21 protein-coding genes are annotated in these 18,186 nt (G+C 61.6%); 6 read left to right on the forward strand and 15 right to left on the reverse strand.

What is annotated here, in order from left to right; translation table 11 throughout:
- Positions 1–79 precede the first annotated feature (79 nt).
- On the forward strand, positions 80–1,282 hold the full coding sequence (locus ACKI1H_RS25585) for a GGDEF domain-containing protein (RefSeq protein ID WP_440466733.1): 1,203 nt from the start codon (positions 80–82) through the stop codon (positions 1,280–1,282).
- Positions 1,283–1,387: 105 nt separating this feature from the next.
- Here ACKI1H_RS25585 and ACKI1H_RS25590 read toward each other — a convergent pair whose 3' ends face one another.
- The 10 genes from ACKI1H_RS25590 to ccmA form a co-directional block, all read right to left on the reverse strand.
- Complete coding sequence (locus ACKI1H_RS25590) at positions 1,388–1,792, reverse strand: hypothetical protein (protein ID WP_440466734.1); 405 nt, start codon at positions 1,790–1,792, stop codon at positions 1,388–1,390.
- A gap of 24 nt (positions 1,793–1,816) precedes the next feature.
- Entirely contained in the window at positions 1,817–3,028 is a 1,212-nt protein-coding gene (gene ccmI / locus ACKI1H_RS25595) for a c-type cytochrome biogenesis protein CcmI (protein ID WP_440466735.1), read from the reverse strand.
- Complete coding sequence (locus ACKI1H_RS25600) at positions 3,025–3,495, reverse strand: cytochrome c-type biogenesis protein (protein WP_440466736.1); 471 nt, start codon at positions 3,493–3,495, stop codon at positions 3,025–3,027. Before ACKI1H_RS25600 ends, ccmI begins: the two co-directional genes overlap by 4 nt.
- Positions 3,492–4,034 carry a thiol:disulfide interchange protein DsbE gene (dsbE, locus tag ACKI1H_RS25605; protein WP_280055794.1) on the reverse strand — a complete coding sequence of 181 codons (543 nt, stop codon included), beginning with the start codon at positions 4,032–4,034 and terminating at the stop codon, positions 3,492–3,494. The genes ACKI1H_RS25600 and dsbE overlap by 4 nt, the downstream gene beginning before the upstream one ends.
- A gap of 2 nt (positions 4,035–4,036) precedes the next feature.
- A complete protein-coding gene (locus ACKI1H_RS25610) occupies positions 4,037–6,010 on the reverse strand; it encodes a heme lyase CcmF/NrfE family subunit (RefSeq protein WP_138520560.1) in 1,974 nt (657 codons plus the stop codon).
- 1 nt (position 6,011) lies between these two features.
- The gene (gene ccmE / locus ACKI1H_RS25615; RefSeq protein ID WP_138520559.1) at positions 6,012–6,497 is read right to left on the reverse strand and encodes a cytochrome c maturation protein CcmE; all 486 of its coding nucleotides are present in this window, start codon (positions 6,495–6,497) and stop codon (positions 6,012–6,014) included.
- Positions 6,494–6,670: a heme exporter protein CcmD gene (ccmD, locus tag ACKI1H_RS25620; protein ID WP_138520558.1), complete on the reverse strand. Its 177-nt coding sequence runs from the start codon at positions 6,668–6,670 to the stop codon at positions 6,494–6,496. The genes ccmE and ccmD overlap by 4 nt, the downstream gene beginning before the upstream one ends.
- Entirely contained in the window at positions 6,667–7,413 is a 747-nt protein-coding gene (locus ACKI1H_RS25625; RefSeq protein ID WP_088416741.1) for a heme ABC transporter permease, read from the reverse strand. The genes ccmD and ACKI1H_RS25625 overlap by 4 nt, the downstream gene beginning before the upstream one ends.
- A 65-nt stretch (positions 7,414–7,478) precedes the next feature.
- Positions 7,479–8,150 carry a heme exporter protein CcmB gene (ccmB, locus tag ACKI1H_RS25630; RefSeq protein ID WP_054907301.1) on the reverse strand — a complete coding sequence of 224 codons (672 nt, stop codon included), beginning with the start codon at positions 8,148–8,150 and terminating at the stop codon, positions 7,479–7,481.
- On the reverse strand, positions 8,147–8,803 hold the full coding sequence (ccmA, locus tag ACKI1H_RS25635; RefSeq protein ID WP_138520557.1) for a cytochrome c biogenesis heme-transporting ATPase CcmA: 657 nt from the start codon (positions 8,801–8,803) through the stop codon (positions 8,147–8,149). The genes ccmB and ccmA overlap by 4 nt, the downstream gene beginning before the upstream one ends.
- A 271-nt stretch (positions 8,804–9,074) precedes the next feature.
- Between ccmA and fliK the strand changes: the two genes are divergently transcribed.
- Both fliK and ACKI1H_RS25645 read left to right on the forward strand, forming a co-directional pair.
- A complete protein-coding gene (gene fliK, locus ACKI1H_RS25640) occupies positions 9,075–10,685 on the forward strand; it encodes a flagellar hook-length control protein FliK (RefSeq protein WP_440466737.1) in 1,611 nt (536 codons plus the stop codon).
- The gene (locus ACKI1H_RS25645) at positions 10,682–11,023 is read left to right on the forward strand and encodes an EscU/YscU/HrcU family type III secretion system export apparatus switch protein (protein WP_138520555.1); all 342 of its coding nucleotides are present in this window, start codon (positions 10,682–10,684) and stop codon (positions 11,021–11,023) included. Before fliK ends, ACKI1H_RS25645 begins: the two co-directional genes overlap by 4 nt.
- Positions 11,024–11,029: 6 nt before the next feature.
- On the opposite strand, the gene ACKI1H_RS25650 is transcribed toward ACKI1H_RS25645, so the two are convergent.
- On the reverse strand, positions 11,030–11,527 hold the full coding sequence (locus tag ACKI1H_RS25650; RefSeq protein WP_246084812.1) for a hypothetical protein: 498 nt from the start codon (positions 11,525–11,527) through the stop codon (positions 11,030–11,032).
- A gap of 364 nt (positions 11,528–11,891) precedes the next feature.
- Between ACKI1H_RS25650 and ACKI1H_RS25655 the strand changes: the two genes are divergently transcribed.
- From ACKI1H_RS25655 to ACKI1H_RS25665, 3 genes are all read left to right on the forward strand, one after another.
- The gene (locus tag ACKI1H_RS25655; protein WP_440466738.1) at positions 11,892–13,376 is read left to right on the forward strand and encodes a ComEC/Rec2 family competence protein; all 1,485 of its coding nucleotides are present in this window, start codon (positions 11,892–11,894) and stop codon (positions 13,374–13,376) included.
- 34 nt (positions 13,377–13,410) lie between these two features.
- Positions 13,411–14,400, forward strand: a complete 990-nt coding sequence (locus tag ACKI1H_RS25660) for a ribonuclease T2 family protein (protein ID WP_440466739.1) — start codon at positions 13,411–13,413, stop codon at positions 14,398–14,400.
- A gap of 926 nt (positions 14,401–15,326) precedes the next feature.
- A complete protein-coding gene (locus ACKI1H_RS25665; protein WP_440466740.1) occupies positions 15,327–15,650 on the forward strand; it encodes a hypothetical protein in 324 nt (107 codons plus the stop codon).
- A gap of 12 nt (positions 15,651–15,662) precedes the next feature.
- Here ACKI1H_RS25665 and ACKI1H_RS25670 read toward each other — a convergent pair whose 3' ends face one another.
- The 4 genes from ACKI1H_RS25670 to ACKI1H_RS25685 form a co-directional block, all read right to left on the reverse strand.
- A complete protein-coding gene (locus ACKI1H_RS25670; protein WP_440466741.1) occupies positions 15,663–15,905 on the reverse strand; it encodes a hypothetical protein in 243 nt (80 codons plus the stop codon).
- A 386-nt stretch (positions 15,906–16,291) separates the two neighbouring features.
- A complete protein-coding gene (locus ACKI1H_RS25675; protein WP_440466742.1) occupies positions 16,292–16,720 on the reverse strand; it encodes a hypothetical protein in 429 nt (142 codons plus the stop codon).
- 435 nt (positions 16,721–17,155) lie between these two features.
- Positions 17,156–17,614, reverse strand: a complete 459-nt coding sequence (locus ACKI1H_RS25680; RefSeq protein ID WP_440466743.1) for an Imm42 family immunity protein — start codon at positions 17,612–17,614, stop codon at positions 17,156–17,158.
- A gap of 142 nt (positions 17,615–17,756) precedes the next feature.
- Positions 17,757–18,086, reverse strand: coding sequence for a hypothetical protein (locus ACKI1H_RS25685; RefSeq protein ID WP_440466744.1), 330 nt, complete (start codon positions 18,084–18,086; stop codon positions 17,757–17,759).
- Positions 18,087–18,186 lie beyond the last annotated feature (100 nt).

Here is an 18,186-nt window from a genome sequence, read left to right on the forward strand (position 1 = left end):
GATTTCAATCTGCACCGCAGCGAAGCGGCGCTGCGTCTATCCTGCTACGGGCCGGCACTTGCGCAGGAGGCCAGAGCCCGTGTCCAGGACGTTGCTCCAGCGACTGCACCACGCCATCGCGGTCAACGACGCGCTGGCGCTGCCGATCGCCCGGGAAAACCTGCGGCGCCTGTATTTCTCCGCCTTGCTGGCGGTACCTTTCGACCTGATCCACATCCTGGTCTTCCGCCTCAATCTGCAGGGTTCCAGCCCCGAGTATGACGGCTGGCGGCTGGATATCATCCGCGTCCACGCCGTGGTCGCCGTGTTCTTCACCCTCCTCGGCCTGCTGGCCTGGCTGGCCTCGTCGCCGCGCCGAGGCGCGGCGTTGCGCTACATGCAGACCCTCACCGTGCTGGGCAGCACGCTGTTGCTGGGCTTCGGCATCGCCATCACCGGCGCCGACCAGCAGGTCACCAGCAGCATCACGCCCTTCCTCATGGCCTCGGTGGCCACCGCCCTGATTATCCTGTTGCGCCCGAGCCTGGCCGTCGTCCTCTATATCCTCGCCCTGGCCGCCTTCGAGCTGACCATGGCGCTGACCCAGGCCAGCCCGCAGTTGCGCCTGTCGAACCAGATGGGCGGGTTGACCATCTGCGGTATCGGCCTGGTGCTGTCTTTCATCCTCTGGCACAGCCATGTGCGAAACCTGCGCCAGCGCGAGTTCCTCCGCCAGCAACGGCTGGAACTGGAAGAAAAGAACCGCCAGCTCGAGTACCTCGCCGGCCACGACCCCCTGACCGGACTGTTCAACCGCCGCCAGTTCGACCAACTGGTGGGCATGGAGCTATCGCGCGCCGCCCGCCAGCCTGCACCGATCAGCCTGCTCATGGTGGACCTGGATCATTTCAAGTTCATCAACGACCGCTACGGGCATCCGCTGGGCGACGAGGTCATCCGCCACACCGCCACCCTCCTGCGCAACTACACGCGTACCGGCGACAGCGTGGCGCGCCTGGGCGGCGAGGAGTTCCTGCTGCTGCTGCCCGACACGTCCCAACCCCAGGCACGGGTCATCGCCGAGAAGGTACGCCGACTGCTGGAAGAAACCCCGTTGCCGATGAAAGATGGCCTGCTCTACCTCACCGCGAGCTTCGGCATTGCCTGCCTGGAGGCCGGCGTGCCGGGTACCTACGAGGGGCTCTACGCAGCGGCGGACAAGGCGCTGTACAGGGCCAAGGCAAGCGGACGCAATCGGGTGGAGGTGATCGAACTGGGGGCGGAGATGGGGACGTTCGACTGAATACAGTCAGTGGCGCGCCGGAGCGAGCCTACTCGCGAAGGCTCTATCCACAGACGCCAGCGTCAAGCGGTTCGAGAGCAAGCTCGCTCCTACGAAAAGCCGGCGCTACTGCGCGTACTTGCGCGTCAGCCCCGGCGGTACGCCGCTGCTGTCGGTTTCGGTCCAGGGGCCTTGCGGGCCGACGCCCCAGTACCAGCCGTTGTCCCAGTGGTAGTAGGTGCGCTGGCGGTAGTAGAGGTCCTTCTGGCCCTGGATCACGTAGACCCCGAGGCTGGCGTCCCAGCGCCCCTTGCCGCCGGGCGGCGGGGCAAACTGGGTCGGGCGCTTGGCAGCCGGTGCAGCACTGGGCTGCGGGGTGATCGGCGAGCTGGAAGTCTTGGCCGGCGGAATCGGCTTGCTCGGCTGCGAGGGCGGAGGCGTCTGCACGGGCGGTTGCTCCGGCTGCTGCGGTTGCACCACGCAACCACCCAAAACCAGCATGGCGCCCAGCGCCAATACTCTGCCCTTCATTCGCTCAACCCTCTCTTGTTCGTCTTACTTCTGGTCCGGGCTGTCGATGGTCACGCTCTGTTCGCCCGCGTTGGCAGTAGACAACGCTTCGCTGCGTCCGATCCATTCGCCGGTGATGGCATTGCCGGCACGGGAGATCCGGGCGACGAGCTGCACCTGCGGATGCTGCGACAGCTTGAGCTGCGGCATCATGGCGTCGGCGTCGCTCAGCGACACCTCGCTGGGCAGGTCGGAGACCTTCAGGCGCTTCACCGCCAACGGCATCGGCGGGCCACTCACGGCGCGGGCGAAGACGAACACGCTGTCGTCCGGCTTGACCTGGCCCTTCACGGCGGCAGTCAGGTCAACCTTCACCTTCAGGGTCACGCCAGCCACCTGCGCGACGGCGGGTGCTTGCGGCGGCGTCTGGCCTTTCTCGACCATCTTCTGGCGGGCGCGCTCGATGCCACCAGCAATGGCTTCGCGGGACGGGTCGTCCTGCGGCAGCACGGCGACCAGACGGCCCCAGTAGTCGATGGCGTCGGCGTACTTCTCGTCCTCGAAAGCGGCGATGCCGAGCAGTCCCAGCGTTGTGACTTCCTCCGGGTCCTTCTTCAGCGCTTCATCGGCCATCCCGAGCACTTCCGGAGTCAGCGCCTTGTCACCGGCGAAGTACAGTGCCTGGGCCCACTGGCCGAGCACTTCCGGCTGGCGGCCGGACAGGCGCGCGGCCTGCTCGAAGGCCTTGGCGGCATCGGCAGCGCGGTTCTGGGTCATGTAGGTGCGACCGAGGAAGTACCAGCCTTCGGCGGAATCCGGCTGCGCCTGCACGGCACGCTCCAGGCGCGTGGTCATCTCCTCCATGGAATGCGGCGCGGTGGCGAACTCGCGAGCCAGGGCGACCTTGTCGCTGGCGCCCCAGTGCAGGTACAGGCCCAGGGCGAGGAACGGCAGGACCAGCGCCACGATCATCGGCGCCGCACGACCGAGGCGGGAGCGACGGTCTTCGTTGGCGCCCTCGGTATCGGACAGCAGCTCGCGGGCCGCTTCAGCGCGGCCGGCTTCGAGCTGGGCATCGTCGAGGGTCCCGGCGTCACGCTGGGCGGTCAGTTCGGCCAGACGCTCCTGGTACAGGGCGACGTTGAGGGCGGTACGGTCTTCCTCGGCCTGGGCCTTGCGGCCGCGCAGCAGAGGGACGAGGAGAAATGCCAGGGCAACCAGCAACAGCAGGCCGGCGGCGAGCCAGAAATCGATCATTTGTCTTGGTTATCCAGCAATTGGTCGAGACGCGCCTGCTCCTCGGCGGACAGCGTGGTGGATGTGGCAGCGGCCGGGCGACGGCGGCGCACGACGATGGCACCGATGACGATCACGCCCAGGCCCAGCAATGCGGCAGGGCCGAACCAGAGCAGCCAGGTACGCTCGCTGACTTCGGGCTTGTAGCGCACGAACTCGCCGTAGCGGTCGACCATGTAGTCGACGATCTGCTGGTTGCTCTTGCCGGCCGCCATCTGGGTGTAGATCTGCTTGCGCAGGTCAGCGGCGATCGGCGCGTTGGAGTCGGCGATGTCCTGGTTCTGGCACTTGGGGCAGCGCAGCTCGGTGGTCAGGTCGCGAAAGCGCGCGCGCTCGGCGTCATTGGCGAACTCGTAGGTATCGATGGCGGCGTGGGCGATGCCGGTGAGGCAAAGCCCGAGCGCGGCGGCGGCAAGCAGACGCTTCATTTGCCCTCCGCTTCGTCGACCAGGCCCTGGTAGATTGGCGCGAGCTGTTCACGCCAGACCTTCTCGTCGACGGCGCCGACCAGCTTGTGGCGGATGATGCCGTCCTTGTCGATGATGTAGGTCTCCGGTGCGCCATAGACGCCCAGGTCCAGGCCCAGGGTGCCCTGCGCATCGGCGATGTTCAGCAGATAGGGGTTGTGCAGCTCCTTGAGCCACTTCTGCGCGGCGGCGCCATCGTCCTTGTAGTTGATGCCGTAGATCACCACGCCCTTGGCGGCGAGATCGGTGAGCACCGGGTGCTCGAAGCGGCAGGTCGGGCACCAGGTGCCCCAGACGTTGACCAGCGCCGGCTTACCCTTGAGGTCGGCCTCGGTGTAGGTCTTGCCCGGCTCGGTGACGCTGGGCAGGGAGAACGCCGGGAACGGTTTGCCGATCAGCGCCGAGGGCAGTTCGCTGGGGTCCAGCCACAGGCCACGGAAGAGGAATACCGCGACGACCAGGAAGATCGCCAGGGGCAACAGCAGGATCGCACGCTTCACACTCAGGCTCCCTGTCCGGCGAGGCCCAGGGCCTCGCGTACACGCGTTTTCACTTTCAGCCGGTAGCGACGGTCGAGGGCCGCCAGCACGCCGCCCAGGGCCATCAGCAGGCCGCCGAGCCAGATGAAGCGCACGAAGGGCTTGATGTGCACGCGCACGGCCCAGGCGCCGTTATCCAGCGGCTCCCCCAGGGCGACGTAGAGGTCGCGGGTCAGGCTGCCGTGGATGCCGGCTTCGGTCATCATGGAGTTCTGCACACTGTACAGGCGCTTCTCCGGGTGCAAGGTGGCGACTTCCGAACCGTTGCGGGTCACCAGGACGGTGCCCTTGTCGGAGGTGAAGTTCGGGCCTTCGAAGTGGTGGGTACCCTCGAAGCGGAACTGGTAGCCGGCCAGTTCCACCGACTCGCCCGGCGCCATGCGCAGGTCGCGCTGGGCGCTGAACTGGCTGGTGAGGACCACGCCGATGGCACAGATGGCGATACCGAAGTGCGCCAGCTGCATGCCCCAGTAGCTGCGGTTCAGGCCCGCGGCACCGGCAATCACGCCCTTGTGGCGGACTTTGTCGAAGAAGTCGCGCACACCGGCCAGCACCACCCAGGCGGCCAGCATGAACACGGTCAGCACTTCCCAGTGCAGCTCGCCATACAGGAAGCTGCCCAGGCCACCCAGCACCACAGTGCCGATCAGTACCGGGGTGAGCATGTTGCGCAGCCAGCGCGTCGGGGTGTCCTTCCAGCGCACCAGCACGCCGACCGCCAGGGCCAGCATGAGGATGGCGATCAACGGCACGAACAGCGCATTGAAGTACGGTGGGCCGACCGACAGCTTGGCGCCGCTGATAGCGTCGAGCACCAGCGGGTAGAGGGTGCCCAGCAGGATCATCGAAGCGGTGACCACCAGGATCAGGTTATTGAGCAGCAGCAGGGTCTCGCGGGACCACAGGGCAAATCCGACCTGGCTCTTGACCACCGGCGCGCGCAGGGCGAACAGCGTCAGTGAGCCTCCGACCACCACCAGCAGGAAGGCGAGGATGAACACGCCGCGCTCGGGGTCCGAAGCGAAGGCATGCACCGAGGTCAGTACGCCGGAGCGGACCAGGAAGGTACCCAGCAGGCTCAGGGAGAAGGCCGCGATGGCCAGCAGCACGGTCCAGCTCTTGAACACGCCGCGCTTCTCGGTCACCGCCAACGAGTGGATCAGCGCCGTGCCCACCAGCCAGGGCATGAAGGAGGCGTTTTCCACCGGGTCCCAGAACCACCAGCCGCCCCAGCCCAGTTCGTAGTAGGCCCACCAGGAGCCGAGCACGATGCCGACGCCGAGGAAGGTCCAGGCCACCAGGGTCCACGGACGCGACCAGCGCGCCCAGGCGGCGTCGAGACGACCGCCAAGCAGGGCGGCGATGGCAAAGGCGAAGGCCACCGAGAAGCCCACGTAGCCCATGTAGAGCATTGGCGGGTGGAAGATCAGGCCCGGGTCCTGCAGCAACGGGTTGAGGTCGTTGCCGTCCGCCGGCACCTGCGGCAGCAGGCGGCTGAAAGGGTTGGAGGTGATGATCAGGAACAGCAGGAAACCGGTGCTGATCATGCCCATCACGGCCAGCACGCGGGCCAGCATCACTTCCGGCAGTTGGCGGGAGAATACCGACACCGCGAAGGTCCAGCCGCCCAGGATCAGTGCCCAGAGCAGCAGCGAGCCTTCGTGGGCGCCCCACACGGCGCTGAACTTGTAGAACCAGGGCAGCGCGCTGTTGGAGTTGCTGGCGACGTAGGCCACCGAGAAATCATCGTGGAGGAAGGCCCAGGTCAGGCAGCCGAAGGAGAACAGCAGGAAGGCGAACTGCCCCCAGGCTGCCGGGCGCGCCAGGCTCATCCACTGGCGATCGCCGCGCCAGGCGCCGACCAGCGGGAAAAAGGACATCACCAGCGCCATGCACAGCGCGAGGATCAGCGAAAGGTGGCCAAGTTCGGGAACCATGTCAGTTGCTCCCCTGTTGCGGCGCAGCGCCGCCATTCTGGCTGGCTTCGTAGTGCTCCAGCTTGCCGCTGTCCTTGAGCGCCTTGGTGACTTCCGGCGGCATGTACTTCTCGTCGTGCTTGGCCAGGACTTCGTCGGCGGTCAGCACGCCGGCTTCGTCGATCTTGCCCAGGGCGACGATGCCCTGCCCTTCGCGGAACAGGTCCGGCAGGATGCCGCGGTATTTCACCGTGACCTCCTTGGCGAAGTCGGTGACCACGAATTCGACGTCCAGCGAGTCCCCCGAGCGCTTGAGCGAGCCCTTCTCCACCATGCCGCCGGCGCGGATGCGCGTGTCGTGCGGTGCCTCGCCATTGGCGATCTGGGTCGGGGTATAGAACAGGTTGATGTTTTCCTGCAGGGCCGACAGCGCCAGGCTGACGGCGACGCCCACGCCGGCGACGATGGCGAGGACGATGTACAGACGCTTCTTGCGGACCGGATTCACTTGCTGGCCTCCCGGCGCAGACGACGCGCCTCTTCTTGCAGGTAACGCCGGCGCGCCACGATCGGCGAGACGACGTTGATCGCCAGGACCACCGCGCAGATGGCGTAGGCGGACCACACGTAAGGGCCATGGTGTCCCATGGCGAGGAAATCGGAGAAGGACTGGAAACTCATAGCGCGCGCTCCACCTCGGCCTTGACCCAGCTCGCGCGGGCTTCGCGCTTGAGCACTTCCAGGCGCATGCGCATCATCAGCACCACGGCGAAGAAGCAGTAGAAACCGGCAACCATCATCAGCAGCGGGATCCACATCTCCGGCGGCATCGGCGGCTTCTCGGTGAGGGTGAAGGTGGCCGGCTGGTGCAGGGTGTTCCACCAGTCCACCGAGTACTTGATGATCGGGATGTTCACCACACCGACGATGGCCAGCACGGCGCAGGCCTTGGCCGCACTGTCTCTGTTAGTGATGGCCTGGCCGAGAGCGATGATGCCGAAATACAGGAACAGCAGGATCAGCATCGAGGTCAGGCGCGCGTCCCAGACCCACCAGGCGCCCCAGGTCGGCTTGCCCCAGATGGCGCCGGTGACCAGCGCGACGAAGGTCATCCAGGCACCGATAGGCGCGGCGCACTGCACGGCGACGTCGGCGATCTTCATCTTCCAGATCAGCCCGACCGCGCCGGCCACCGCCAGCATCACGTAGCAGGACTGGGCGAGGAACGCCGCCGGCACGTGGATGTAGATGATCCGGAAACTGTTGCCCTGCTGGTAGTCCGGCGGCGCGAAGGCCAGGCCCCAGACGGTGCCGGCAACCATCAGCAGGATCGCGGCGACCGCGAACCAGGGCATCCAGCGTCCGCTGATCTCGTAGAACCACTTGGGCGAGCCAAGCTTGTGAAACCAAGTCCAGTTCATCATCAGGCTCTGTAATTCAAAGCTCTAGTCTGCCGCCGGTGCCGCTTCCCAGCCCGGCGATCGTTCGTTCACTCGCCGACGCTGATCTTCAGCCCGGCGGCGATGGCAAAGGGCGTCAGCGTCAATGCTAACGCCGTCAGGCTGGCCAACCACAACAGGTGCCCGGCGGTGGGCAGCCCCTGCAACGACGCCTGCAGTGCTCCGCTGCCCAGGATCAGCACCGGAATGTAGAGCGGCAGGATCAGCAAGGCCAGCAGCAGGCCGCCTCGCTTCAGGCCCACGGTGAGCGCCGCGCCCACGGCGCCCAGCAGACTCAGCACCGGGGTGCCCAGCAGTAGCGACAGCAGCAGGTCCGGCAGGCAGCGCGCCGGCAGGCCCAGCATCAGGGCGAACAGCGGTGACAGCAGCACCAGGGCCAGCCCTGAAACCAGCCAGTGTGCCAGCACTTTGGCCAGGACCAGTAGTGGCAGGGGGTGCGGCGAAAGGACCCACTGCTCTAAAGAACCATCCTCGAAATCGCTGCGGAACAGGCCATCCAGCGACAGCAACACCGCCAGCAAAGCCGCGACCCAGACCAGCCCCGGCGAGAGGTTCTTGAGCATTTCCGATTCGGGGCCGACCGCCAGCGGGAACAGCGCGATGACGATGGCGAAGAACACCAAAGGATTAGCCAGCTCCGCCGGACGGCGGAACAGCAGGCGCGCTTCGCGGGCGAGCAGCAGGGTGAAGACGTTGCTCATCGCGCCGCCACCTCCCGTGCGTGCTGGCCGAGGTCGAGGGCGCGGTAGCCTTGCGGCATGCGTTCGAGGGTGTGGTGGGTAGTCAGCACGACCAGGCCACCGCGTTCGCAATGGCCAGCCAGGTGCTCTTCCAGCTGCGCCACGCCCTGCTTGTCCAGGGCGGTGAAGGGTTCATCGAGGATCCACAGCGGCGGCGCGTCCAGGTAAAGGCGCGCCAGGGCCACGCGGCGCTGCTGGCCGGCGGACAGGGTATGGCAGGGAACGTCCTCGAAGCCGCGCAGGCCAACGGCTTCCAGTGCTTGCCAGATGGCATCGCGGTTGGCCGGCTGGTGCAGGGCGCAGAGCCAGGCAAGGTTTTCCTCGGCGGTGAGCAGGCCTTTGATGCCGGCGGCGTGGCCTATCCACAGCAGCAGGCGAGCCAGTTCATGGCGCTGCTCGATCAGCGGCTTGCCATTGAGCAGCACCTCGCCGGCAGTGGGCTGCATCAGCCCGCTGAGCAGGCGCAGCAGGCTGGTCTTGCCGCTGCCGTTGGGGCCGACGATCTGTAGCATCTCGCCGGCGCCCAGTCGCAAATCGAGACGCTCGAACAGCATGCGCCAGTCCCGCTCGCAGGCGAGCGCCACGGTTTCGAGGAGGGGATGGTTCAAGGGCATCGGCAACCGTCGGGCAGAAAACAGTCAGTGGTGCAAAAAAGCGGCCATACCGCGCGGGCCGCCAAGCACGGCCTCGGGCGGCGCATTATACACAGCCGTTCCTACGCCCGACGTCAGGTTTTTCGACAGGGTGTAACGTCAAATCAGCGCACCTTGAGCTGGGTCTATGCGCAGCCGCCGCCCTGCCCTCCTGCCGCCGGACGGTCTAAAGTGCGCGCAACCGCCGCCGATACACTGGGCGCATCCCCGTCACGCCGCCTGCAGGTCCCCGATGCCGAGTGAAATTGGCGCTTCCCGCCCGCTACCGCCTACGCCGCCGCTGCGCAGCACGCAGAGCGCGGCCGAGCTGACGCTCAAGCTCGCGCAGAGTCTCGGCGACCTGTTGCCGCCCGGAGACAAGGCCCACGCGGAAGTACTGGCTGTGCGCGACGGGCAGGTGAATTTCCAGCTGCTGCTGCGCCTGACCATGGCCAGCGGCCAGCAAGCCCTGCTGGTAGCGGAAAGCCCGCAGGCGCTGCCCAAGGGCAGCACCCTGCAACTTTCGACGCTGAACCAGACCAGCCTCGCCGCCACCCTGCTGACCCAACCAAGCCTCGGCTCACTCGGCCTTGGCGGCGCCAGCCAGGCACCGCTGGGCAGTCTCGACCTCGATGTGCTGCCGGTTGGCACGCTGATCCAGGGCAAGGTGGACGCCAGCCAGTTGATCGCCCAAGGCAAGGCCGAACAGGTGGTCTACAAGGTGCTGGTGACCCTGCTCAACACGCCGCTGGCCGGGCGCCAGCTGAGCCTCGAATCACCCAACCCGCTTCCGCTCAACAGCCTGCTCAGCGCCCGCGTGCAGGACCAGCAGGCCCTGCAGTTCCTGCCGATGAACGCCCGCCTGGACCAGCTCGACCTGAGCCTTCAACTCGGCGCCCAGCAGAACCGCCAGGGCCCGCTGGATAACCTGTTCAAGGCACTGCAAGGCGTCGGCAACAACCCGGACTTGAGCCCGGAGTTGCGCCAGTCGGTGGACAAGTTGCTCGGCGCGCTGCCCGACATCCGCCAGCTCAGTGATGCCAAGGGCGTGGCCCAGGCCTTCCAGCAAAGCGGCGCCTTCCTCGAAGGGCAGCTGCTGCGCGGAGTGGAGGGTTTGCCCCAGGATCTCAAGGCCAACCTGCTGCGGCTGATCGCCCAACTGCTGCCTACCGTCCAGGGTGGAACGACAGCGGCGGTGCTCGGCAACCTGCCGGGCACCGCCCTGGCCGGCGCCAACAACCTGGCACAAGCCATGCCGGCGTTCGTACGCAATGCCCTGGGCGTGATCGGCCAGACCAGTGGGCGCACACCGCCACCGGTCAGCTTTCCGCTCCCCGGCCGGCTGGCCAATGAGCTGGAAGAAGAAGGCGATCTCGAATCGCTGCTCAAGCTGGCCGCCGCTGCGGTCTCTCGCCTGCAGACCCACCAGTTGGGCAGCCTGGCGCAAAGCGACGTGCTACCCGATGGCACGGTAGTGAATACCTGGCAGCTGGAAATCCCCCTGCGCCATCAACAGCAGATGGTGCCGATCCAGGTGCGTATCCAGCAGGAAGAAAAAGACAGCCCGGCAAGCGAGCGCGAGCAGCAGACGCGCGAAATGCTCTGGCGCGTCGATCTAGCCTTCGACCTGGACAGCCTTGGCCCGCTGCAAGTCCAGGCCACTCTGGCCCACGGCAGCATCGGCACCCAACTGTGGGCCGAACACGCCGCCACCGCCAACCTCATCGATGGCGAGCTGGGCACGCTGCGCCAACGCCTGAACGACGCCGGCCTTACCGTGGGCGAGCTGAGCTGCCGCCAGGGCAAGCCGCCCCAGGGCGCGCGCACGGCGGTGGAACAACGCTGGGTGGACGAGACCGCATGAAGAAGCCCAGAAAGGCACCACGCCAGGCCATCGCACTCAACTACGACGGGCAGAGCGCGCCGACCCTCACCGCCAAGGGCGACGATGAACTGGCGGAAACGATCCTCGCCATCGCCCGCCACCACGAGGTGCCGATCTACGAGAATGGCGAGCTGGTGCGCCTGCTGGCGCGCCTGGAACTGGGAGACGCGATTCCCGAAGCGCTTTACCGCACCATCGCCGAGGTCATTGCCTTCGCCTGGTACCTCAAGGGCAAGAGCCCGCTGAACGACAAGCCAGGGGCACCGCCCGACGCGATGCCCCTGTTGCTGGAAGGCCCGGACTCCCGGCGCAGGTAGTCCTTCTCAGCCGCGGCACTCGCAACCGATGCGGGCCGGCGGCAGGTCAGCGGCCGGAGCGAAGTCACGGAACTCCCCCACCGACTTGCGGATCGGCTGCTGGTCTTCGCTGTGATAGAGCACCATGCTGCCGGTCACTTCACGCAGCTGCGCCAGGGACAACGGCTTGTCCAGCACATCGAGCAACGGTACGCGGTTAGCCCAGGCCCACTGCATCAAGCCACGCTTCTCCTCGGCACTGTAGTTCCCTACCAACAGGAACTGGCGGAAGGTATTGCTCTGGCTAAGCGCCTTCAGGCTCATCAGCTCGTTGGGGCCGGGGCGGAAGTCATCATGGATGAACAGGCTGTAGCGCTGCCGACCCGAGAGCGCCTTGCGCACTTCGTCCAGGTTCAGGCACAGGCTCAGGTGGTAGAACTCCAGGCGATTGAGCAGCACGCTGTAGTTCAACAGCCGGCCGGGGTGCGAGCACAGCACCATGGCCCTACGGGAAATGGTTGCCATATCGATGGCCTCGAAAAAATTTTGACGAGGCCAATTTAGCGACGATTTGCCGCTTTTCTTATCAGACGAGTCCTAATCGCATGTAGCGGAATTCCTACAAATCAGGAATCCCGACAGGCGGTCTCACTTCAATCACCACGCGACCCAGAGCCCCGTCACCACGACAAGCGCCAGCGCCCCAGGTCCCCCGGCCAGTCAATCGTCAACCCCGCAGCCCGGCCAACCTTGCCCGATATCAACAGGCCATCTATACCGAACGACGCCCGCTCAGAGGTGCACATCAGTCCACTACGACTGCTTGCGCTGCCAGTCCTGACGCCGATTCCCCATCCCACGGTACGGACATCAGCACAAGAGGTGCAGCATGGCGAACGATCTGGTTTTCGCAGGCCCGAAAAACGTCTTCATTCTCGATGCCCAGGACGGCAAACCCATCCAGCAGTTGCTCTGGGGCGATGAAATCGTGGTGCAACAGGACCACGGCGACTGGCTGGAGGTCGAAGCTCGCCGCGAGCGCGGCTGGCTGCGGCGCGACAGGACGACGCCCGAACGGCTGCTGGAAATCAACTTCGTCGATGTCGGCCAGGGCGATGGCGCGTTCATCGTCACCCCTGACAACGAGTTCGCGCTGGTGGATGCAGGCGCTGGCAGCAATATGCTGCGGTTCCTCTCCTGGCGCTTCAATCTGCGAGTTGGCCGCCCTGGCAGCGATCCGAAAAAGGTCGGCTTCAAGTTTGCGGTCATGAGTCACGGCGATGAGGACCACTATGGCGGTTTCGCGGCGCTGTTCGAGAGCCCCCACTTCAGCTTCGAACGCATCTACCACAACACACTGGTCCAGCGGAAAGCCGCTTCGACGGCAGGCGGTCTTGGCGAAAGGGAGGATATCCAAGGCACCGCCTGTTATACGGAGCTGATCCGCGCGCCGGAAGACCTCGAGAAACTGCTGGCCGAACACCCAGGCGACTCGTCGAAATACCTGCAAGTACTGAAAGCCGCCGGCCCACAATGCACCCAGGGGATCACGGCCCTGGACAACTACCTGCCGGGCTTCGATCCAAGTCCCCGTGCAGACGGTCGGAAGCCATTGAGCATCGAAATCCTCGGCCCCATTCCGCTGGAAGCGGGAGGCAGGCTGGGCCTCCCCAAGCTCGGCAACACCCTCGGCGAGTCCAAGAACGGCCACTCCATCGTTCTGCTGTTGCGTTACGGTGAGTTGCGCTTCCTGCTGGGCGGCGACCTGAACACCCCGGCAGAAAACCACCTCCTGAAGCAGAAGACAAAACGCGACGCTCCGTCGGAGAATGCCAGCGCAACCGAGTGGGCGGACTACCTGGCGATTGCGAGAAAGCATTTCGGTGCCGATATCGCCAAATCCTGTCACCACGGTTCGGCCGACTTCTCCACCACCTTCCTGCGTGCCATCAACGCCGCAGCCACCGTCATCTCCAGTGGCGACGAAGAGCCCCACTGCCACCCGCGTCCAGACACGCTCGGCGCAATCGGCAGGCATAGTCGTGGAGAACGACCCTGCATCTTCAGCACCGAGCTGATGCGTTCGTCACCGGAATTCAGATCCCTGAGCCCCTACAACAGCGACAAGATACGCAAGCTGTTCGACGAATTTCCGGCTGCCAGCGAAAAGCGCAGGAAGCAGATCGGCAAGGAAATCGATACGCTGCTGAGCGCCAAGGAGCGGGTCGTCGCCACCTACGGCATGATTACCCTCAGGACCGACGGCGAGCGGGTACTCATGGCGCAGAAGCTCGAGCGCCCAAGAGCCGGCGGCGTCGAATTCGATATGCACTGGTTCTCCCGGCAGGGAAAAGTGCTCAGCCTGGATCAATAGACCGCCCCTACCGCACCCGTCAAATGGATGGAACATGACAGGGAAATACACCGCGCTCGGGCTACTCGCCGCCCTGTCGCTTGCTCCGTTCTTCACTGCGCACGCCGTCGAGGCGACCCAGGGGACTTTCGAGGCATCGACCCGCTGCGAGGCCTACCAGTCCTTCAAGAACGGCACCAATCCCGGCTCTCGCTTCGTCCAGCCCGGCGAGACCTACCGGGTCCTGGAGGTCAACAAGGAAGAGTACCAGTGGGTCCGGCTACGGATTCCTGGCGGGGGAAACGACGTGCGCTGGGTATCGGCAGACTGCGGCACGGTCACCGGGCTGCAGCTCGGCAGTGGCGCAGCCGCCCAGTGCAGCATCGCCGACACCTACGACAGCTACGTGCTGGCCCTGACCTGGCAGCCAGGCTTCTGCGTGCATAACCCGGCTGGTGGCGCAAAGCCCGAGTGCCAGGCCATGAAGGATGGCCGGTTGGCGGTGTCGAACTTCACGCTACACGGCTTGTGGCCGAACAAGGCGCCATGCGGCAAGCGCTACGGCAACTGCCGAGGGGCATCCCTGGAGCTGAGCAACTCGACCCTGGAGTACATCAAGCCGTGGATGCCCAACTTCCAGTTCAGCACCCAATTCGGCAACTACGAATGGAAGAAGCACGGCGTCTGCCAGACGAGCCTGTCCGACGACGACTATTTCCGCCTGGCGGTGGACCTGACGAAATCCTTCAACGACTCGGCTCCAGGCAGCTATGTCCGCGAACACGTCGGCGGCACGATATCGAAGCGGGAGCTCTATTCGAAACTGACCGATGAATTGGGCAGCACGGCGGCGGCCAACAACGTCCTGCTGATCTGCCGCGACGACTACCTGGAGGAGATACGCATCGTGCTGCCTCAGGACTTCAGGGGCGCACGCTCCGTCAGGAAAATCATGGATGGCCACTTCGCTCCACGGCGCAGCGAAGACCGCAAGGAGTGCCGCTCAGACGCGATTTTCATTGAGGCCAGTGGCTACCGACGCTGACTATGACAGAGCGCGTGCTAAGTCCCGCGCGTTGTCCTGATACCGGCGAAAAATGGGAAAATTTATTTCCCGCACTCCAATCCTGAGTCTGCGCATAGTTTTAGAGTAGAAAATAAATCCGGCCCCTCTTCTGCTTTTCCGTCCGTCCTCTTCTCCACCCCCTTTTCCAAGCTTTCTGGTTAATGCCTGGCTTCCTTCAATCTTTTTTGGTCTCTCGCCGCACACGTTGCTTGCATTCTCGACATATCGGAGCGGTTATCGCATAAAAGACTCAGAAAATGTTCAGCATCCTCTGGGCTTAATGGCTTCGAAGCGTCTCCGAGACGTATTGTTTCAACGCGCATCGCATGCTCAAGTTCGCGCTGCTCGTACCACACCATAGCGACGAATCCACCCACGACGACCAGGAAACAGAACAGGCAAGTCTTCATTGGCATTGCAGCCTCACTACCTAGGGAAAAGGGCGGGGAAAAGGGGAGAGATTTATATTCTGCACTTTAATCCTGACACTCCAGCCGCTTTAGAGCAGGAAAAATAAATCCCTCTCATTTTCCTAATTATTAATGTACAAGAGCGAACTCCCAACCCTATCGATAACCCGATAGGGAACCACGTCAGCCATTTCCCAAGGCCCTGAGTGATTACGCGGAGTTGTGCTTTAGGCTGAAATAAAGCCAGCAAAGATTGATAAAATCGAAGCCAATTAGTCTAATTATTACGGCTTTTTCCGACAAATAGCGGCATGAACGCTTAGCCATCTGAAGAGATGAAAGGCAGCCGAAACCGCAGCGCGCGGGCGCACTGTCGTCAGCCAGGCAAGGGAAAAGCATCAGAAAGGAGTTTTGCAGCAGTGCAAAAAGACGCGGGCCGAATGGGGTGCAACCCACCCGGCCCGCTAACCACAACCAGCTACGAAGGAGCTGACCATGGCTGACGCGAATCATACGTCACACCCGTCCACCCATCCCACCACCCACGGCTTTATCCCGCTGGAAACGGCATCACAACACAGCCACTTCCCCCGCGACGCCACGCTGTACCTCAACACCCGAGCACCCGCCAATGCCTTGTACGACGCGGCGGAAGATCGCCTGAGTGCGGTTGCCGATCTACTGGCCGTATTGCAAATGATCGATCTGGACGACTTGCCGGTCAGGAATGTCTTCCAGATCAGCCGCGCGCTGTTATTGCTCATCTCCGATGCGCAGTCGTTGTATCAGGCTGACCACGAACAGAAGCGGGCGCGGTAATGGTGTGAAGGATCAAAGAGGGCGGGCAGCCGCCCTCTTTTCCACATCATCGCTGAAGCAATACGAAACTCCCAACTTATCCAAATCTTCCCGACTGGATAAATCATGAAGCTTTAACGCCACCCGCTCGCCGCTCAATACCTTAGCGGCTGCCAGTTTCGACAACGGAGTAGAAAAGCCGCAATAGTCCCGGAGAAAGGCTGTAAAACCGGAACAATTGAACTTTTGAGTCTTGCCACGGATTAACAGAATCACCACTTCACCTCATTCCCAGATTCGTCGCTCTCAGCACGGAACTATCCAGACCTGATCCACGCAGGTCGATGCCACCATTCCGCCAGCGCGGTACGAAGTATCCTTTTAGCCAGGAAGCCTGGGACGATTTGCTGAACGGTTTCTATCTGAGCGGGTAGCGGCGACTGTGCATTCGCCACTGAAAAACTACCTGTCCACGGAGCAGGCGGCTTCTGCTGAGCCAGCGGCGAAAAACGCAGGAAACCGGGAGGTTTGCGGCGGGACAGTCAGTCGAAAAACTGACGGGCGGGAGGTAACGGAGGAGCATTTCGACGGCTCATCCACGAAAAACCACCCCGCCAACTGGCGGGGAAATCAGTTTGGACACTTGGACGGGACATTTCTTACTAATCCTCAGAGACGTTAACTCTGACATGACCTAGCCCATCATATTCGGCAAAATTTTTAAAGCTTGGCTTCAACATTCCAGAATCAAGGCTAGCGCCAAAAAAATACCTAACTCCAGGCGCCCGCCAAAAAATCTCTTCAATATTACTCAAGCCAAACTCAATTTCGCAAAATACGCAACATTCATCTGGGGAGAAGAAAAAAACAAGCACAGAATTATTTTGAAAATAATTACTTTTCGCACCCTTTGGTAAACTATCTACCGCAAGAAAATCTCCGGAAATTTTTTCCCAATCTAGAGCTAAGCCACTTTCCCTCCAAGGCAGGGACTCAAGATACCTGGCGAAATCTATAGATATCTTTTCTTCAGAAAGCACTAACACTTTCGCGTCAAGCATTTTCTTAATATTTACAGAGTCAGTATACATTTCTACCTCTTCGGAAAGTGCTGAAGAATATCTAATAAATCATTCAACCCTTTTCCCTCAACTTTACTCGCACCATAAACCCAATCACTTCTCTTCGGGCCGCCAGTTCTATCCCACCAATTTACGTGCAACTGCTTATCCGAGTAAAAAAGGGACAAAAAAGGGGACAGTTTTATTTTCCGTACTCTAATCCTGACTTCGCGCATAGTTTTAGAGTAGAAAAATAAATCAGTCCCCTTTTCCTCTCTAATGCTACCATTTGCAGTCATTCCCAACCCGGCGCCAGTGGCTATAGATTTACTCGACGCGCTGGTCAAATTTGCCACTCCCCCGAAGAAAAGCATGACATTTTCAGTCTGAGACGCGAAGACCAAAGTCTTTGACAGGGTATCTGTATTGGTATTTATATAGTTCAGGCCCAACCCATTTTCACACTTATAAATTACAGGAACGAAGTTCCTTAATCACATTCAAAACGGTACCAGCCTCTAGATAGACCTCTTTTACAGCTTCCCCACTTGCGCTCCAAACAAGTCTATCGCCAACACTAGTCTTCACAAAATAAAGGAAGAGCTCGCCATCACTCATTACAGTAGGTGTCATATCAAACAGACCATCTACCAACTCAACACCATCACCCCAAAAGTATTCACTCGCACTTTTATAAAGCCCAGCACTATCAATCTTCAAATCATTAATAGGCAAATCTTCCACGAGAGCATTAGAGTAAAAACAAAATATTGACCCCAACTCAACGACATCAATCGCACTAAAAACGCCCTCACCACTTATATACAAGGAAAAAACTCCATTTTTCCAAGAGCTACCAGGCAAATTCCAACTATTAACCACATCAAATTGGAGAGCAAAACTGAATGGATCACCTACTATCATTTCACTTTCACTCCCAACTGTTTCTGCACGTCACTTAAAAAAGGGGACAGATTTATTTTCCGTACTCTAATCCTGACTTCGCGCATAGTTTTAGAGTAGAAAAATAAATCAGCCCCCTTTTCCTCTCTCAAAGGAACCAAGCCTATCCACCATAAGTGAATTCAATATCAAACTTACCCTCATCAACCCCTAGAGATATTATACAGCCCGTCCAAACACTCTCGCCGGCAGCTAAATTATTGACGGAAAAATATTCACGCAGCCGAACCAACAATTCTGTCAAATCCCCTACCGCCCTGCTATCTGGGTCAAACCAATTTAACTCACCAGCCCTGTTTACATAGTCAAATTCGTACTTACCTCCGTCCCCCTCGGAGAAAATCTCTGCGCGAACTATTATCTTCTTAGCATCTGCTGGACCAGCATCAATCAAAAGCTGCCCGATTTTCTGATATATCTCTTGATCACTCATCAGATGCCACCTACCAAAAAGGGGACAGATTTATTTTCCGTACTCTAATCCTGACTCCGCGCATAGTTTTAGAGTAGAAAATAAATCTGTCCCCTTTTCC

Origin of the sequence: Pseudomonas sp. YH-1, assembly GCF_051990045.1 — a bacterium.
Classification (GTDB): Bacteria; Pseudomonadota; Gammaproteobacteria; order Pseudomonadales; family Pseudomonadaceae; genus Pseudomonas; species Pseudomonas nicosulfuronedens.

Coding starts and splice junctions, on each gene's coding strand:
- ACKI1H_RS25610 (WP_138520560.1), bottom strand. CDS start 6,010: ATGGTTCCCGAACTTGGCCACCTTTCGCTGATCCTCGCGCTGTGCATG.
- ACKI1H_RS25625 (WP_088416741.1), bottom strand. CDS start 7,413: ATGATGAACTGGACTTGGTTTCACAAGCTTGGCTCGCCCAAGTGGTTC.
- ACKI1H_RS25645 (WP_138520555.1), top strand. CDS start 10,682: ATGAAGAAGCCCAGAAAGGCACCACGCCAGGCCATCGCACTCAACTAC.
- ACKI1H_RS25600 (WP_440466736.1), bottom strand. CDS start 3,495: ATGAAGCGTCTGCTTGCCGCCGCCGCGCTCGGGCTTTGCCTCACCGGC.
- ACKI1H_RS25650 (WP_246084812.1), bottom strand. CDS start 11,527: ATGGCAACCATTTCCCGTAGGGCCATGGTGCTGTGCTCGCACCCCGGC.
- ACKI1H_RS25665 (WP_440466740.1), top strand. CDS start 15,327: ATGGCTGACGCGAATCATACGTCACACCCGTCCACCCATCCCACCACC.
- fliK (WP_440466737.1), top strand. CDS start 9,075: ATGCCGAGTGAAATTGGCGCTTCCCGCCCGCTACCGCCTACGCCGCCG.
- ACKI1H_RS25660 (WP_440466739.1), top strand. CDS start 13,411: ATGACAGGGAAATACACCGCGCTCGGGCTACTCGCCGCCCTGTCGCTT.
- ACKI1H_RS25675 (WP_440466742.1), bottom strand. CDS start 16,720: ATGTATACTGACTCTGTAAATATTAAGAAAATGCTTGACGCGAAAGTG.
- ccmB (WP_054907301.1), bottom strand. CDS start 8,150: ATGAGCAACGTCTTCACCCTGCTGCTCGCCCGCGAAGCGCGCCTGCTG.
- ACKI1H_RS25590 (WP_440466734.1), bottom strand. CDS start 1,792: ATGAAGGGCAGAGTATTGGCGCTGGGCGCCATGCTGGTTTTGGGTGGT.
- ccmI (WP_440466735.1), bottom strand. CDS start 3,028: ATGATCGATTTCTGGCTCGCCGCCGGCCTGCTGTTGCTGGTTGCCCTG.
- ACKI1H_RS25685 (WP_440466744.1), bottom strand. CDS start 18,086: ATGAGTGATCAAGAGATATATCAGAAAATCGGGCAGCTTTTGATTGAT.
- ccmA (WP_138520557.1), bottom strand. CDS start 8,803: ATGCCCTTGAACCATCCCCTCCTCGAAACCGTGGCGCTCGCCTGCGAG.
- ccmD (WP_138520558.1), bottom strand. CDS start 6,670: ATGAGTTTCCAGTCCTTCTCCGATTTCCTCGCCATGGGACACCATGGC.
- ACKI1H_RS25680 (WP_440466743.1), bottom strand. CDS start 17,614: ATGATAGTAGGTGATCCATTCAGTTTTGCTCTCCAATTTGATGTGGTT.
- ACKI1H_RS25655 (WP_440466738.1), top strand. CDS start 11,892: ATGGCGAACGATCTGGTTTTCGCAGGCCCGAAAAACGTCTTCATTCTC.